This window comes from Klebsiella indica (assembly GCF_005860775.1).
Classification (GTDB): Bacteria; Pseudomonadota; Gammaproteobacteria; order Enterobacterales; family Enterobacteriaceae; genus Klebsiella; species Klebsiella indica.
The window spans coordinates 180,931-195,798 of record NZ_VCHQ01000005.1 but is presented as its reverse complement, the minus strand read 5'-3'; the positions used below and the strand labels follow the sequence as shown (position 1 = coordinate 195,798).

Sequence of the window (14,868 nt, the reverse complement as noted above, 5' to 3'; positions counted from 1 at the left end):
TAGCCTGAATTATGCGAGAGAGCGTCACTCCCCGACGCTCTTCGCGTATACTCGTCAGGCTTTGCCTTTTTTGGCAATACAGGCTGATTATTCCCTGATGGACTGGCCCCTGGCTACGGGCGTGAATGCACGATTTGAGTATATAATCAGCCTGAAAACGATCGGTGTGGATGGATCTATACCGAAAATGCGTTCAGTTTCAGTGGAGAACCCCGTTGCGCGTCAGCCGCTCACTTACAATTAAACAGATGGCGATGGTCGCGAGCGTATCCATGGCGTTCGTATTGGTCTTCTGTTCTATTTTGCTGTTCCACTTTGTTCAGCAGAGTCGCTTTACCACGGCCACGCAATTAGAAAGCATCGCGCGTTCCGTCCGCGAACCGCTATCAGCGGCGATCCTGAAAGCCGATATTCCGGAAGCGGAAACGATTCTGAGCAGCATTCAGCCCGCGGGTGTCGTCAGCCGGGCAGACGTTGTACTGCCTAATCAATTCCAGGCGTTGCGAATGCGCTTTATCCCGGAGCGTCCGGTCCCGGTAATGATCACCCGGATGTTCGAACTGCCAGTCCAGATTTCATTGCCGATCTACTCTCTTGAGCGGCCTGCGAATCCGCAGCCGCTGGCTTACCTGGTGCTACAGGCCGACTCCTGGCGGATGTACAAATTCGTGATGAGTGCGCTCTCAACGTTAGTAACTGCTTACTTACTGTTGGTGCTGGTTCTGACGGTGGCGCTCACCTGGTGTATCAACCGTCTCATCGTGCGTCCGTTACGTAAAATCGCCCGCGAACTGAATGATGTGCCGCAGCAGGAGCGCCTCGGCCACCAGCTTACGCTACCGCGTTTACATCATGATGATGAACTTGGAATGCTGGTGCGCAGTTACAACCGTAATCAGCAGACTTTGCTGCGCCAGCATGATGAACTCTCTTTGCAATCGACCCGTTTCCCGGAGTCCGAGCTGCCCAATAAAGCCTTTTTGATGGCGATGCTGGAGCAGATAGTTGCCCGTTCTCAGGCTTCGGCACTGCTGATCATTGCCTGTGAAACGCTGCAGGATACCGCTGGCGTGCTGAAAGAGACGCAGCGCGAAATGCTGCTGCTGACTCTGGTGGAAAAGCTGCGCGCGATTATTCCTTCGCAAATGGTGCTGGCCCAGGTAAGCGGTTACGACTTTGCGATCCTGGCCTCCAGCATGGCTGAACCCTGGCAGGCGGTTACGCTAAGTAAGCAAGTACTTACTGTTATAAATGAGCGTTTACCGTTACACGGTATCCAGCTTCGCCCCTGCGCCAGCGTCGGTATCGCGATGTTTAACGGTGAAATCAGCGCCGAACAGCTCTATCGGCGGGCGTTTTCTGCCGCCGTAACCGCGCGTCGTAAAGGTAAAAACCAGATTGAGTTCTTTGATCCGCAGCAGATGGAGAAAGCGCAACGTCGGCTGAGAGAAGAGCATGATATTTTGACGGCGCTCGATAACCAGCAGTTTGCTATCTGGCTGCAACCTCAGGTAGATGCCCGTAGCGGTGAAGTGTGTGGCGCGAAAGTGCATCTACGGCAGCGCCAGGCGAATGGCGACTGGTCGCTGCCGGGAGATCTGCTTGAGCGCATTGACGCCTGCGGGCTGACGGCTCCAGTCGGCTACTGGCTACTGGAAGAAGCCTGTCGACAGTTGGTCGTCTGGCAGAATCAGGGGATCATGCTGCCGTTGTCGGTTAATGCCTCGTTGCTGCATAGCGACAGCGAAGTGGAAATACTGGCGCTGCTTGCGCGCTACCGCGTTGTGCCGGATACCCTGGTGCTGGAAGTGACAGAAAGCCGTCGAATGGACGAGCCGCAGACGCTGATTTCCCGGCTGCGTCCGCTGCGTGAAGCAGGCGCGCGGATTACGCTGGATGATTTCGCTATGGGTTACGTGGGCCTGCGTCAACTGCAACATATCAAATCGTTGCCAGTGGACATGTTGAAAATCGATAAGACGTTGATCGATATGCTGCCGGATGACATCAGTCTGGTCCCGGCGATTATACAACTGGCTCGGGGCCTCAATCTGCGTATTGTTGCGGAGGGCGTTGAAACCCAGGCGCAGTATACCTGGCTGCAGGCGGCGGGGATCGATATTGCGCAGGGTGGGCTGTTTAGCGGCGCCATTCCGCCGGAAGCATTTATGACCCGCTTTTTACTGAATGATACCGGGGATGCAAATTTGTAACTGTATTGTTAGCTTGTGCGAGTCAGCTCAAATTTATTAACAATTCCGTTGCAAATGTGCACCTTGTTATTTCTGAAATGTTTCACGGGTGTTATTTTTAAGCCACAGACGCAGTACCCTTTCTTTGTCTGTGGTTATTCCCAAAGGACACCCTATGAAAACCTCTTTCTTTAAAAGCCTCTATTTCCAGGTTTTATCTGCCATAGCGATCGGTATTCTGCTGGGCCACTTTTACCCGGAACTGGGTACGCAGATGAAGCCTTTCGGCGATGCTTTCGTGAAGCTGATTAAAATGGTAATTGCTCCGGTTATCTTCTGTACCGTCGTGACAGGGATTGCCGGGATGGAAAGCATGAAGGCCGTCGGCCGCACCGGCGCGGTGGCGCTGCTCTATTTTGAAATCGTGAGTACCATTGCTCTGATTATCGGCCTGATCATTGTCAATCTGGTGCAACCCGGTGCCGGAATGCACGTTGATCCGGCGACGCTGGATGCGCACGCCGTGGCGGTTTATGCCGCGCAGGCGAAAGAACAGGGCATCGTGGCGTTCTTGCTCGATATTATCCCTGGCAGCGTGATTGGCGCTTTTGCCAGCGGCAATATTCTGCAGGTACTGATGTTCGCGGTACTGTTTGGTTTTGCGCTGCATCGTCTGGGCAGCAAAGGCCAACTGATTTTTAACGTGATTGAAAGCTTCTCGCAGGTCATCTTCGGCATTATCAATATGATTATGCGCCTGGCGCCGATTGGCGCGTTCGGGGCGATGGCTTTTACTATCGGTAAATACGGCGTCGGTACACTGGTACAGCTCGGTCAATTGATCGCCTGTTTCTACATTACCTGTATCCTGTTCGTGGTGCTGGTACTTGGCTCGATCGCCAAAGCAGCCGGCTTTAGCATCTTCAAGTTCATTCGTTATATTCGCGAAGAACTGCTGATTGTGCTGGGAACCTCTTCCTCTGAGTCGGCGCTGCCGCGCATGCTTGATAAGATGGAAAAACTGGGCTGCCGTAAGTCCGTGGTGGGGCTGGTGATCCCGACGGGGTACTCATTTAACCTTGATGGAACCTCAATCTATCTGACAATGGCGGCGGTGTTTATCGCGCAGGCGACCGATAGCCATATGGACATTTTCCATCAGGTTACCCTGCTGGTCGTGTTGCTGCTCTCCTCGAAAGGTGCGGCGGGAGTGACGGGCAGCGGTTTTATCGTGCTGGCGGCGACCATTTCCGCTGTTGGCCATCTGCCGGTGGCCGGTCTGGCGTTAATCCTTGGCATCGACCGCTTTATGTCCGAAGCGCGCGCACTGACTAATCTGGTGGGTAACGGCGTGGCGACCATTGTTGTCGCTAAATGGGTAAAAGAGCTGGACGCCAGACAGCTGGATGATGTCCTGAATAACCGCACTCCGGTACGCGAATCGCACGAATTATCCTCATAAATCCATCTGTTAGGCCCGTTCTCCTTGCTGGAGAACGGGCTCCTGCGCATAATTAGGGAGCGCTGTCGTTTGTACAGCGCGACTCTATACCTTAAATAATTCGAGTTGCAGGAAGGCGGCGAGGCAGTGAATCCCCGGGAGCGTACTCCAGTACGAGACTGGGGTGAACGAGGAAAGCCAACGCACATGCAACTTGAAGTATGACGGGTACAAATGTTTATTTAACGTCTACATGTGACATTTTCATCTTCGCGTGGTCTAACCGACGTACTTCACTTACCACATTTTTCGGCGGTCCGTCCGTGGGCTGCTGTTGTAACCAGGAATGTTGATCAGGGGTTCACATGCAGGGCACAAAAATTCGACTCTTAACCGGTGGGTTGCTGATGATGGCGGCAGCCGGTTATGTGCAGGCTGAAGCGCTCCAGCCGGACCCGGCCTGGCAACAAGGGGTGCTTGCAAATGGCTTTCAGTGGCAGGTGTTAGCGACCCCGCAACGTCCCAGCGATCGCGTCGAAATTCGCTTGTCCGTAAATATTGGCTCGTTGAGTGAGAGCACTCAGCAGAGCGGTTTTAGCCACTTTATCCCCCGTCTTGCGCTGACGCAAAGTGGTGCCCTGCCGACCATGCAGGCACGTTCGTTGTGGCAGCAGAGTATTGATCCAAACCGCCCTTTACCCCCCGCGATCGTCTCTTATGACTACAGTCTGTTTAACCTGAGCTTACCGAATAACCGTAACGATTTGCTGAAAGAGGCGTTGAGCTGGCTGGCAAATGCAAATGGTAAGCTGTCAATTACCCGGGAAACGGTCAATCACGCTTTGCAGAGCGAGGATATGGTGGCGACCTGGCCTGCGAATACCAAAGAAAGCTGGTGGCGCTATCGGCTGAAAGGTTCAACGATGCTGGCGCACGATCCGGCCGTGCCGCTGAAGCAACCGATTGATATTGCCAAATTAAAAGATTTCTATCACAAGTGGTATACGCCGGATGCCATGACGCTGATCGTCGTTGGTAACGTTGACAGTCGCAACGTCGCCGAGCAAATCAACAAAATCTTCGGTAGCCTGAAAGGCAAGCGCGAGACGCCAGCGGCGGTTCCTACGCTCTCGCCGCTACCGACAATGCCGGTCAGTATTATGACCGATGCGGTGCGCCAGGATAAGCTGTCACTGATGTGGGATGCGCCGTGGCAACCGATTCGCGACTCGGTTGCGCTCCAGCGTTACTGGCGCGATGATCTTGCGCGTGAAGCGCTGTTCTGGCACGTACAGCAGAATTTACGCAAAAGTAATATCAAGGACATCAACCTCAGTTTTGACTGTCGCGTTCTCTACTTGCGGGCGCAGTGTGCGATCAATATCGAATCGCCGGCCGAACGTCTGAATGCAAACTTAACGACCGTGGCGCGCGAACTGGCGAAAGTGCGCGATAACGGTCTGTCACAGGATGAGTTTGCTGCCCTGATTGCGCAGAAAAACCTTGAGTTGCAGAAGCTGTTCGCCACCTATGCGCGCACCGATACGTATATCCTGATCAGTCAGCGGATGCGTTCGTTGCAAAACCAGGTGGTGGATATTGCGCCTGAGCAGTATCAGAAGCTGCGCCAGGAGTTCCTTAACTCACTGACGGTTGACATGCTAAACCAGTACCTGCGTCAGCAACTGTCGCAGGATATGGCGCTGGTACTGCAGCAGCCGCAGAGCGAGCCGGAATACAACATAAAGGATCTCCAGGCGACGTGGGAGAAAGTGATGGCGCCTGTACCCGCCGCCGCGCCAGCGACTGAAGGCAGCAACGATGTCGCGGAAGGGAACAACGACGTGACGGATACCCCGCCAGCGCAGTAAGAAAAACCGGATAGCCATGCTATCCGGTGAGGCCGATAACAACGGTATCAGCCATTGGGCTTGCGTTTCAGCCGGGCGGCGGCTGGGGCTTTATCCGGCCAGGTAAATCAATAATATCGTTAGGTTACTGATTTAACGTGGGCCGGATCAGCGTTGCGCCGGGGAGATTACTGCGGCATCGCTTCGCGCGGGATAATCGCGCCGCGATACTGTATTACCGTGCTGGCGGTCAGATGCCCGCGTTTTGCCGCGGATTCGGCGTCTCCGCCGGTCAGGCGTACCGCCAGATAGCCAGCGCTGAACGAATCACCTGCCGCTGTGGTATCAATCACACGCTCTTTTGGCAGTTTTACCGCCGGAACTTCCTGTTGCGGTTGGCCAGCAATCGCCACCAGGCAGGATTCGGCGCCGCGTTTGACCACCACTTCTTCGACGCCAGCGGCGTGAGTACGCGCAATCACGTCCTCAACCGGTTTCTCCCCCCACAGGGCATCTTCATCGTCAAGGGTCAGGAAAGCGATATCGGTGCAGGTCAGCATCTGCTGATAAACCTGCTGCGTCTCCTCTTTGCTGCTCCACAGGCGAGGGCGATAGTTGTTATCGAAGATCACTTTGCCGCCGTTCGCGCGGCATTGGCGCAGCAGGGTCAGCAGTTTTTCACGGCTGGCGGGACTGAGGATCGCCAGACTGATACCGCTGAGATAGAGATAGTCAAAGGTCGCCAGTGCTTCACAGATCGCCGCAGACTGTTCGCTTTCCAGCCAGAACCTGGCCGCTGCTTCATTGCGCCAGTAGTAAAAGGTCCGCTCGCCGGTATCGTCGGTTTCGATATAGTACAGGCCCGGTAAACGGTCGGCCATACGCTGAATCAGGTCGGTCTGGACATTTTCGCGCTGCCAGGATTCGAGCATCTGTTGACTAAAGGTATCAGTTCCCAGTGCGGTGACGTAGTGCACACTCAGTGCGCTGGCGTCGGTCTGACGAGCGATATAGACGGAAGTGTTTAGCGTATCGCCGCCGAAGCCGCGGTTTACTGCCGCCCCTTTTTCTGACAGTTCAATCATACATTCGCCAATGACGGCAATTTTCTTCGACATAGTGATGACCTGAAATTAAATCAATATTCGTTCTAGTGTGCGCTGGGTCGCTTTTATGGTCAACCATATTAAAACAACGTTCCATTATTTTTTTGACCTGACGCGGATTATGTGACGGAGACCGCAATTGTCAGCGTCATTGGCTTTTCCGGTGTTTACCGGATGGTCACGTGGCAAGGAACAGGCGAATCCGGATTGGGCGATGTGGTCGCTGATGAAAAATAGCGGGGTGAAATGTCGCCCCTGGCTGCAATGCGCCGGGGGCGAAGAGCGTTACAGCGACTGATGACGCGTTTCGTGAGTGAGCAGCAGGGCAATCATCGTCAGCGTCGCCATTGCGGCCAGGTAGAGCCCCACCGCAGGCAGGCCGTAATTGCCCTGCAGCCAGGCGGCGATATACGGCGCCACGGAAGCGCCGAGGATCGACGAGACGTTATAGGAGAACGAGGCGCCCGTGTAACGAACTTCCGTCGGGAACAGCTCTGGCAGCAGCGCGCCCATCGGGCCAAAGGTCAGCCCCATCAGGCTCAGACCAAGCAGCAGGAAGACAAAGACCAGCAGAGGGCTGCCGGAGCCGAGCAGCGGTTTAAAGGCAAACAGCGCGAAGAGAATGATCAGGGCCGTGATGACGACCATGCTCTTACGGCGGCCAAATGCATCTGCCAGCATGCCGGCAACCGGTATCATCACGCCAAAACCAATAACCGCCATCATCAGCATCCACAGCACTTCGTTGCGCGGCAAACCGAGACCAATCGGGGCAGCGGCGGTGCTGAAGGTCATGGAGTAGACGGTCATGATATAAAACAGCGTGTAGGTCGCCAGCATGATAAAGGTGCCGAGGACAGTAACGCGAATGTGTTTTGTCAACAGCGTGCCTAACGGGATTTTCACCTGTTTCTTCGCGGCGGCGACTTTAGCGAACACCGGCGACTCGTGCAGGGACACGCGAACGTACAGACCGATGATCACCAGCACGGCGGAGAAGATAAACGGCAGACGCCAGCCCCAGTCCATAAATTGCTGGTCGGTCAGCAGCCAGGAGAGCAGCAGGAAGGTGCCGTTAGCGAAGAAAAAGCCGATAGGCGCGCCCAGTTGCGGGAAAGAACCATACAGCGCGCGCTTGCGCGACGGCGCGTTTTCCGTCGCCAGTAACGCCGCGCCGCCCCATTCTCCACCGAGACCCAGACCCTGGCCAAAACGCGCCAGCGCCAGCAGCATCGGCGCCATAATTCCGATAGTCTCATAGCCAGGCAGCAGGCCGATAACCACGGTGGAGATCCCCATGGTCAGCAATGAAGCCACCAGGGTCGTTTTACGGCCTACCCGGTCGCCAAAATGACCAAATACCGCGGATCCGATAGGGCGGGCAATAAAGGCGATAGCAAACGTCGCCAGCGACTGTAGCGTGGCGGCAGCAGGATCGCCCTGCGGGAAGAAAATGTGCGGGAAGACAATGACCGCTGCAGTGGCATAGATATAGAAGTCAAAGAACTCAATGGCGGTACCAATGAGTGAGGCGACCACGACTTTATTGCGTGAATTAACCGGGACGGTTTCCTGAGCGTTGTCGAGTGTTGTGGCTGTGGATTGCATAGATCTTTCTTATTTTTTGCGAACGAAGGGCCATATAGCCACAGCATCAGGGACATTTCAATCTGTAACAAGGGGAGCGATAGCCTGAAAAAGAGGCAAAAAGTGGATAATTTTTGTTACCGGAAAATAACTTCTATGAAATGCTTCACATAATTCAAGTTATGGTTGATAAAACCAGTTTCTGGTTAAAGAAAAGTTACGTGTTGGATTTATCTGCTGAAATAATAGGTTGGGCTGAATTTTGCGTCTTTATTCAGCCCAGTAATGATTTAATCGTGGGATTTGCCCGGCATCCGATGGTCGCCTTTATACTCGGCAGTCGCAATCCATGCGGCGCAGAAAAGCGTCAGGCGGGCGAAGAAATAAAAGAATGCCATTATCCCCAGTACCGAGCCAAATGCCGCTCCTGAAGGGGACTTCACCAGCGCCGGTAGCGTCCAGGTCATAATGATTTTGATTATCTCAAAGCCGACCGCCGCAATCAGCGTGCCGCGAATCAACGCCTTGCGGCGAGGACGGTGGCGCGGCAGTCGCCAGAAAATCCAGAAAAACAGCAGATAGTTGGCGAAAATAGAGATTGCGAGACCAATCAGTCGCCATGCGGGTTTCAGCCATTCGATATTATCGAGATAAAGCGCCGAGATAATTATCCGCTGGGCGGAACCTGCCACTGAGGTGATCGATAAGGTGATCACTAATGCAACCAGCAGGCCGATCAGCGAGATAAGGTCGCGGAAATACTTTACCCAAATCTTCTCCTGATCCTGCGGCGTGCGTTCCCAGACGTCACGCGACTGGGCGCGAATCGCCTCGCGCAGGTTGCCCATCCAGTTAATCCCCGAATAGAGCGCGACCAGCAGGCCGACGATACCCACCGCGGTGCGCTGCTGGACGGCGGTGTTGATGGTATTTTTCAGCGTTGCGGCGAGAGTCGGGTCGCTCACGTTGAGCAAAATTTTATCGAAGATATCCTGTAGTAAGGTGGGATGCGAAGCCAGCACAAAGCCGGCGGCCGCAAAAGAGACCATCAGGATAGGGATCATCGACAAAAACGAGAAGTAAGTGATGGCGGCGCCAAACTGATTGCCAAGCCTGTCGTTGAAGCGCTCGGCGGCGCGAATGAGGTGCGCAATAATGGGGTTGCGCTGGACTTTTTCTGCCGTTCCGGTGACGGTTTTCAGTGCCTGATTGGCCTTTTTCGCCACGGCAGAATCATTAATCGCGGCTATCGTGCTTTTGTTTTTATCCGGCGGCGAGCCAGGTTCCTGGGGCGGGCGTTGAGCGTCGTTTTCCGGCGTCATAACGTTTTTCTTCCTTTTTTTACAGCGGTATTCATCAAAATTATATACGTAAAATCGTTGATACGGTGTCTGATTCCTAATCGACATAGGTTTTCATCAGCCCGCCTAACCACTCCATAAACAGATGTACCCGACGTGAAAGATTACGCCGGTGGGGATAAATCAATGAGACCGGTAATGGTTCGGCGCGGTAATGAGGCAGAATTTCTATCAGTTCACCGGTGCGCAGCATGTCACGCACGCCAGTTCGCGGAACCTGAATAATTCCCAGACCCGCCAGACACGATGCCTGATAGGTTTCAGTACTGTTGACGGTCAGCACGCCGCCGATTTTAACCCAGCGAACCACGCCATCGCTGAATACCTCAAATCCCAGTGGGCGTACGCCGAGGTTGCTCGCGTAGTGGATCAGCGCATGATCGACCAGATCATCAAGGGACTGCGGGTAGCCGAAGCGCGCCAGATAGTGCGGGCTGGCGCAGTTAATTTGCGTGAGTTTACCCAGAGGCCGCGCGATCAGCCCGGAGTCCTTCAGCGTACCGACGCGAACTACACAGTCAAACCCTTCGCGGACGATATCGACCAACCGATCGCTGCTGCTGAGCTCCAGTTCGATACCGGGATATTGTTGCAGAAATGCCGGTAGCCGCGGGATGACCAGCTTTTTCGCTATCCCGACGGGCATATCTACCCGTAAACGACCGCTGACACTGGAGGGATCGAGCTGGAACATGCCGTCCAGTTCATCAAGATTGCTGAGCAGATCCTTTGCGCGTTCGTAGTAAACCATACCGTCCTGCGTCAGCTGTACCCGGCGGGTCGTACGGTGCAGCAGGCGAGTGCCCAGATGGTTCTCCAGCGCCTGAATCTGGCGCGATACGCTCCCTTTCGGTAGGCCGAGGATATCGGCGGCACGGGAAAAACTCTCCAGTTCCGCGACCCGAATAAACAGCTGCATTGCGTGAATTCTATCCATCCCGGGGGCCTATTGTTATTGATACAGAAACAGTAAAACGCAATTTCCTATATTTATTGTTTTTATAGCAGCTAATAAGCTCTTTAACTATGCAAACGCAAGCAAGAAGGGGGTTCTGATGACACAACGTATCGCTTTAGTCACCGGCGGGAGCCGCGGGTTGGGAAAAAATGCGGCATTAAAGCTGGCAGAGAGGGGAACCGATATTATCCTGACCTGGCACAGCAACCAGCAGGCGGCGCTGGACGTTGTCGCTGAAATTGAACGAAAAGGCGTAAAGGCGGCGGCATTACCGCTCAACGTCGGCGATAGTCATCATTTTGACAGCTTTGCTCATAAGATGACGGAATTACTTCAGCAGCACTGGCAGCGGGATAGCTTCGATTATTTATTGAACAATGCCGGTATTGGTCTGAACGTTCCCTTTGCTGAGACCAGCGAAGCCCAGTTTGATGAGCTGATGAATATCCAGTTTAAAGGACCGTTTTTCCTTACTCAGCGCCTGCTGCCGTTGTTAGCTGACGGCGGACGCATCCTGAATGTATCCAGCGGGCTGGCGCGTTTTGCGCTGCCGGGCTATGCGGCTTATGCTGCCATGAAAGGCGCGATGGAGGTGTTGACCCGCTATCAGGCGAAAGAACTGGGGGCGCGGGGAATTTCGGTCAATATTATTGCCCCTGGCGCCATTGAAACCGATTTTGGCGGCGGTGTAGTGCGGGATAACGCGCAGGTTAATCAGTATATCGCCGCGCAGACTGCGCTGGGAAGAGTGGGTCTCCCGGACGATATCGGCGACGCGATTGCCGCGCTGCTCAGCGATGACCTGCGCTGGATGAACGCCCAGCGCGTCGAAGTTTCCGGCGGGATGTTTTTGTAATCTTTTTTCCTCTACGGGGGATGGTCCGGCGAGCCGAAATAATTCGGCTCGCCGGAGAACACCGTCATCAGGTCGTCGCGGGCAGCGATACCGCCGTGGCATAAGACGTCAGGCATGGCAGAGTCCCTGAAGCGCGTATGCCAGGCATCAATTCTGGAAGCCGCGCGCTTTTACAGGGGTTCGCCATACAGACCAATGAGCCGACGCACGACGCCGTTGGTCCAGCCGAAGCCATCCTGCAGCGGATATTCGCCGCCGCCGCCCTCATGCGGGGTGGCGCTGGCGATATGGTACTTTTCGATCAGCTTATGGTGCCGTTTGTAGAAATGGTTTACCGTTTGCAGCCAGCTGTGAGCTATCTCATCCCCGAGCGGATCCTGACCGTACATTTTAAATCCTTGCACCGCCATCCACTGTAGCGGTGCCCAGCCGTTGGGTTTATCCCACTGTTCGCCGCTTTCGTACTCGGTGGCCATAATCCCGCCGGGAGTCAGCAGACGCGCGCGAACCGCATCGGCGAGCCTGTCGGCCTGTTCATGCGTCGCCATACCGACGTACAGCGCAACGATACTGGCGGCGGAGAACAGGGCCAGCTGTTCGCGGCGCCAGTCGTAGTCGCGAAAACAGCCGCCTTCCTCATCCCACAGGTAGCGGGTCACCGCTGCCCGGCGGTCGTTGGCTTTCTGGCGAAAAGCGGCCTCTGTGTCCCGCTCTCCTTTCAGGCCGGAGAGATTGGCGATGGTGTTCTCCAGCTTGAATAAAAAGGCGTTCAAATCAATCGGGATAAACTGGGTGGTGCGAATACTTGCCAGCCGGGTGATATCCCGTAGCCAGCGGCTGGAGTAATCCCAGCCGGATTCCGCTCCGGCGCGCAGATCGCGGTATACTTCGTTTGGCGGTCGCCCGGAGCGCTTCGCGGTTGCCACATCTTCCCCCCAGGATTCATCGCGCGGCGTATCGCGATCGTCCCAGTAGCGGTTGAGCAGCGAACCGTCCGGCATGCGCACTACGTGGCGATAGGCCTGATTGGGCACCAGCGATTCAGCGCCGTCCATCCAGAAGCTGTATTCCATTTGCAGATGGTCGAGATAACGTCTGGCGCCGCGAACGCCATCTTCCTCAAATAGCTCCACCATCAGCGCGAAAACCGGCGGCTGCGAGCGGCTGAGATAGTAGGTGCGGTTGCCGTTCGGAATATGGCCGTAGATTTCAATCATCCACGCGAAGTTGTCCGCCATACATTTCAGCAGATCTTCGCGGCCGCTTTCCGCCAGCCCTAACATGGTGAAATAGGAGTCCCAGTAGTAGGTTTCGCTAAAACGCCCGCCGGGGACGATATACGACTGCGGCAACGCCAGCAGCGACGACCAGGGAATATGATCCTGCGGCTCGCGGGTCAGAATTGGCCACAGGGCATCAATGTGTTCTTTCAACGATCGATTGGGATCGGAAACGTAATCCTCGGCGCGGTTGTCCGGCAACCAGAAATGCTCTTCAATAAACTGGCGTAAATCGAATTCGGACGTGCGTTTTACGCGCCGGTAGTGAAGCAAAATATCCAGCGGATCCTGCTTCGGCGCACAGTCGGGAAAGGTTTTGCTGTCGGCAAAAATACCTGACTTCTGGACATGGGTAAACAGTTCCAGATAGCGGTCTGCAGGGGTCAGGGCATCTGACGCGGGCAGCCCTTCAATAATCTCCGGTTCCGGTTCAACGTCGAACATTTCATCCAGTTTTAACTCGTACGGATCGGCTTCGTAGCATGGATCGTTTTCGATCCTGAGTTCATCGGCATCAGCGTTACGTAATTTCTGGCTGAACATAATGATACGGACCTCCGGATTGCGTCAGTAGAGGATGCCGGGAGCACCCGACCTGTCTATTAAGCGTAGACATTCGCAGCGGGGGAGGGAGGATAAAATGTGCGATAGATCACGTTTTATTATTAAGATGAGGTAACGGGATATAGCCCTAATTAACTGATCTACCGACTTAAAAAACGCTTCATCGTTGGGTGTTCGCCTGACGAATTTAGAGCATTCGTTTTGCAACAAAATCTAAATTTCGGCTGGTGACCAACCTGTCTCAGATATTATGCTCGCATTTTCGCCGGGCAATTCCGGAACAACACGCTTTGTCTGCAATCTGCAATTCCCCGGCATTTGCACGGCGCGCGATTATTCCCATGCGGCTTCCAGCATCTCCAGTAGCTGCTCGCTGGTCAGCATAACCGGGTTGGCTTTCATCGATGATGAGCCGCAGGCGGCAAGGGCCGCTGGCTCCAGCGCTTCGTGCGGTACGCCGAGCTCCCGCAGGTTTCCCAGTCCGGCGCGCTGACTCCACTCGCGCAGGCTCTGCCAGGCGCTGTCCGGCTCAACGCCCAGCCCGGCGGCCAGCCACTGGCGCACATCAGCAAAGCGTTGACGGACCTTCTCGTCACTTATTTGCGCTTCATTCAGCGCCAGACCGAAGGGGAGCAGGCTGCCGCAAAGCGCGCCGTGGGCGGCATGGCTCAGGCCGCCCAGCGGTCCAGCCAGGCCGTGGATCGCGCCAAGCCCGGCATTCGCTAATGCCAGCCCGCCGCACAGGCTCACCCACGCCATCTCATCGCGGCTGTCCGGGCACTCTTTTTCCATCAGCGTTCTGAGGGCCTTAATGCCGCGCGGGATTGCATCCCGACACAGGGCGTCGGTAAAAGGATTCGCGCGGGCGCACAGCCAGGGCTCGATAACCTGCGTGAGGGCGTCGAGACCGGACGCTAAGGTGACTGCGCGTGGCGCATTGTCGGTGAGCGACGGGTCGACAATCGCCAGATCCGGCAGCATCCGGTCGTCGCGCAGGCTGACTTTGCGTTGTTGCCCGGGAACGTTGATCACCGCATTTTTTGTCACTTCCGCGCCGGTACCGGCGGTGGTAGGAATGGCGACAAACGGCAGCGGATCGGCCTCTAATTCGCGCCCGTTACCGACCACTTCCAGATAGTCGATTGCGGGCCCCTGAACCGGAACCAGCGCGGCAATGGCTTTACCCGCGTCAATCACCGCGCCGCCGCCGAGGCTGACCACCGCGCCGATGCCCTTTTCCCGCGCCAGGCGAACGCCTTGTTCAATATCCTGCAGGCAGGGTTCATGGGCGATTGCCAGCGTTGTGACGTTCAACTGGCAGGTATGTAATTCGTCCAGTAAAGGCTGTGCCCGTTGCAGGCTGGCACCGTGAACCAGCAGTATCTGCGCTGAACGCCCGGCAAGCCAGGAAGCAGCGCTACACGCAAGGCCGCGGCCAAAACGGATATTGCCCGGCGTTAAAAGGTTAAAATTAGTCAACATGTCGGGGTCCTGTATCGAAGAACAATTTTGCAATCCACTATAGCCGAAATCATTCGGGTTGCAGGGAGGCGGTAATCACATGAATTTCGATGGGCCGGGTTCGGTAAGCGCTTTGCCTGAACGCGCGTAACCAACGCTTATGTCCCTGGAAGTACACATTATCCGGCTGTACACATGCGAACGATGGAGTA

At 55.2% G+C, this 14,868-nt stretch carries 11 protein-coding genes; 5 read left to right on the top strand and 6 right to left on the bottom strand.

Annotated features, from left to right (window positions below; genetic code table 11):
• Positions 1-215 precede the first annotated feature (215 nt).
• From FE839_RS04335 to FE839_RS04325, 3 genes are all read left to right on the top strand, one after another.
• Positions 216-2,213, top strand: a complete 1,998-nt coding sequence (locus FE839_RS04335) for a sensor domain-containing phosphodiesterase (RefSeq protein WP_138359502.1) — start codon at positions 216-218, stop codon at positions 2,211-2,213.
• A 154-nt stretch (positions 2,214-2,367) separates the two neighbouring features.
• Positions 2,368-3,654, top strand: a complete 1,287-nt coding sequence (locus tag FE839_RS04330) for a dicarboxylate/amino acid:cation symporter (RefSeq protein WP_138359500.1) — start codon at positions 2,368-2,370, stop codon at positions 3,652-3,654.
• A 344-nt stretch (positions 3,655-3,998) separates the two neighbouring features.
• Entirely contained in the window at positions 3,999-5,504 is a 1,506-nt protein-coding gene (locus FE839_RS04325; RefSeq protein WP_138359498.1) for a M16 family metallopeptidase, read from the top strand.
• A gap of 167 nt (positions 5,505-5,671) precedes the next feature.
• Here FE839_RS04325 and kdgK read toward each other — a convergent pair whose 3' ends face one another.
• Positions 5,672-6,601 carry a 2-dehydro-3-deoxygluconokinase gene (gene kdgK / locus FE839_RS04320; RefSeq protein ID WP_138359496.1) on the bottom strand — a complete coding sequence of 310 codons (930 nt, stop codon included), beginning with the start codon at positions 6,599-6,601 and terminating at the stop codon, positions 5,672-5,674.
• 127 nt (positions 6,602-6,728) lie between these two features.
• Here kdgK and FE839_RS24635 point away from each other — a divergent pair, with 127 nt between their 5' ends.
• Positions 6,729-6,887 (top strand): hypothetical protein, encoded by a 159-nt coding sequence (locus tag FE839_RS24635; protein WP_171034814.1) that lies wholly within the window; start codon positions 6,729-6,731, stop codon positions 6,885-6,887.
• On the opposite strand, the gene FE839_RS04310 is transcribed toward FE839_RS24635, so the two are convergent.
• From FE839_RS04310 to FE839_RS04300, 3 genes are all read right to left on the bottom strand, one after another.
• A complete protein-coding gene (locus FE839_RS04310; RefSeq protein WP_138359492.1) occupies positions 6,875-8,197 on the bottom strand; it encodes an MFS transporter in 1,323 nt (440 codons plus the stop codon). The genes FE839_RS24635 and FE839_RS04310 overlap by 13 nt on opposite strands.
• 269 nt (positions 8,198-8,466) lie before the next feature.
• Positions 8,467-9,498, bottom strand: a complete 1,032-nt coding sequence (gene yhjD / locus FE839_RS04305; protein ID WP_138359490.1) for an inner membrane protein YhjD — start codon at positions 9,496-9,498, stop codon at positions 8,467-8,469.
• Positions 9,499-9,574: 76 nt separating this feature from the next.
• Positions 9,575-10,474, bottom strand: coding sequence for a LysR family transcriptional regulator (locus FE839_RS04300; RefSeq protein ID WP_138359488.1), 900 nt, complete (start codon positions 10,472-10,474; stop codon positions 9,575-9,577).
• 118 nt (positions 10,475-10,592) lie between these two features.
• On the opposite strand from FE839_RS04300, the gene FE839_RS04295 reads away from it, so the two are divergent.
• Positions 10,593-11,351 carry an SDR family NAD(P)-dependent oxidoreductase gene (locus tag FE839_RS04295; protein WP_138359486.1) on the top strand — a complete coding sequence of 253 codons (759 nt, stop codon included), beginning with the start codon at positions 10,593-10,595 and terminating at the stop codon, positions 11,349-11,351.
• 170 nt (positions 11,352-11,521) lie between these two features.
• On the opposite strand, the gene FE839_RS04290 is transcribed toward FE839_RS04295, so the two are convergent.
• Together FE839_RS04290 and FE839_RS04285 are read right to left on the bottom strand one after the other, a co-directional pair.
• Positions 11,522-13,174, bottom strand: a complete 1,653-nt coding sequence (locus tag FE839_RS04290; RefSeq protein ID WP_138359484.1) for an alpha,alpha-trehalase — start codon at positions 13,172-13,174, stop codon at positions 11,522-11,524.
• A 354-nt stretch (positions 13,175-13,528) separates the two neighbouring features.
• Positions 13,529-14,677, bottom strand: coding sequence for an iron-containing alcohol dehydrogenase (locus tag FE839_RS04285; RefSeq protein WP_138359482.1), 1,149 nt, complete (start codon positions 14,675-14,677; stop codon positions 13,529-13,531).
• Positions 14,678-14,868: the final 191 nt, after the last annotated feature.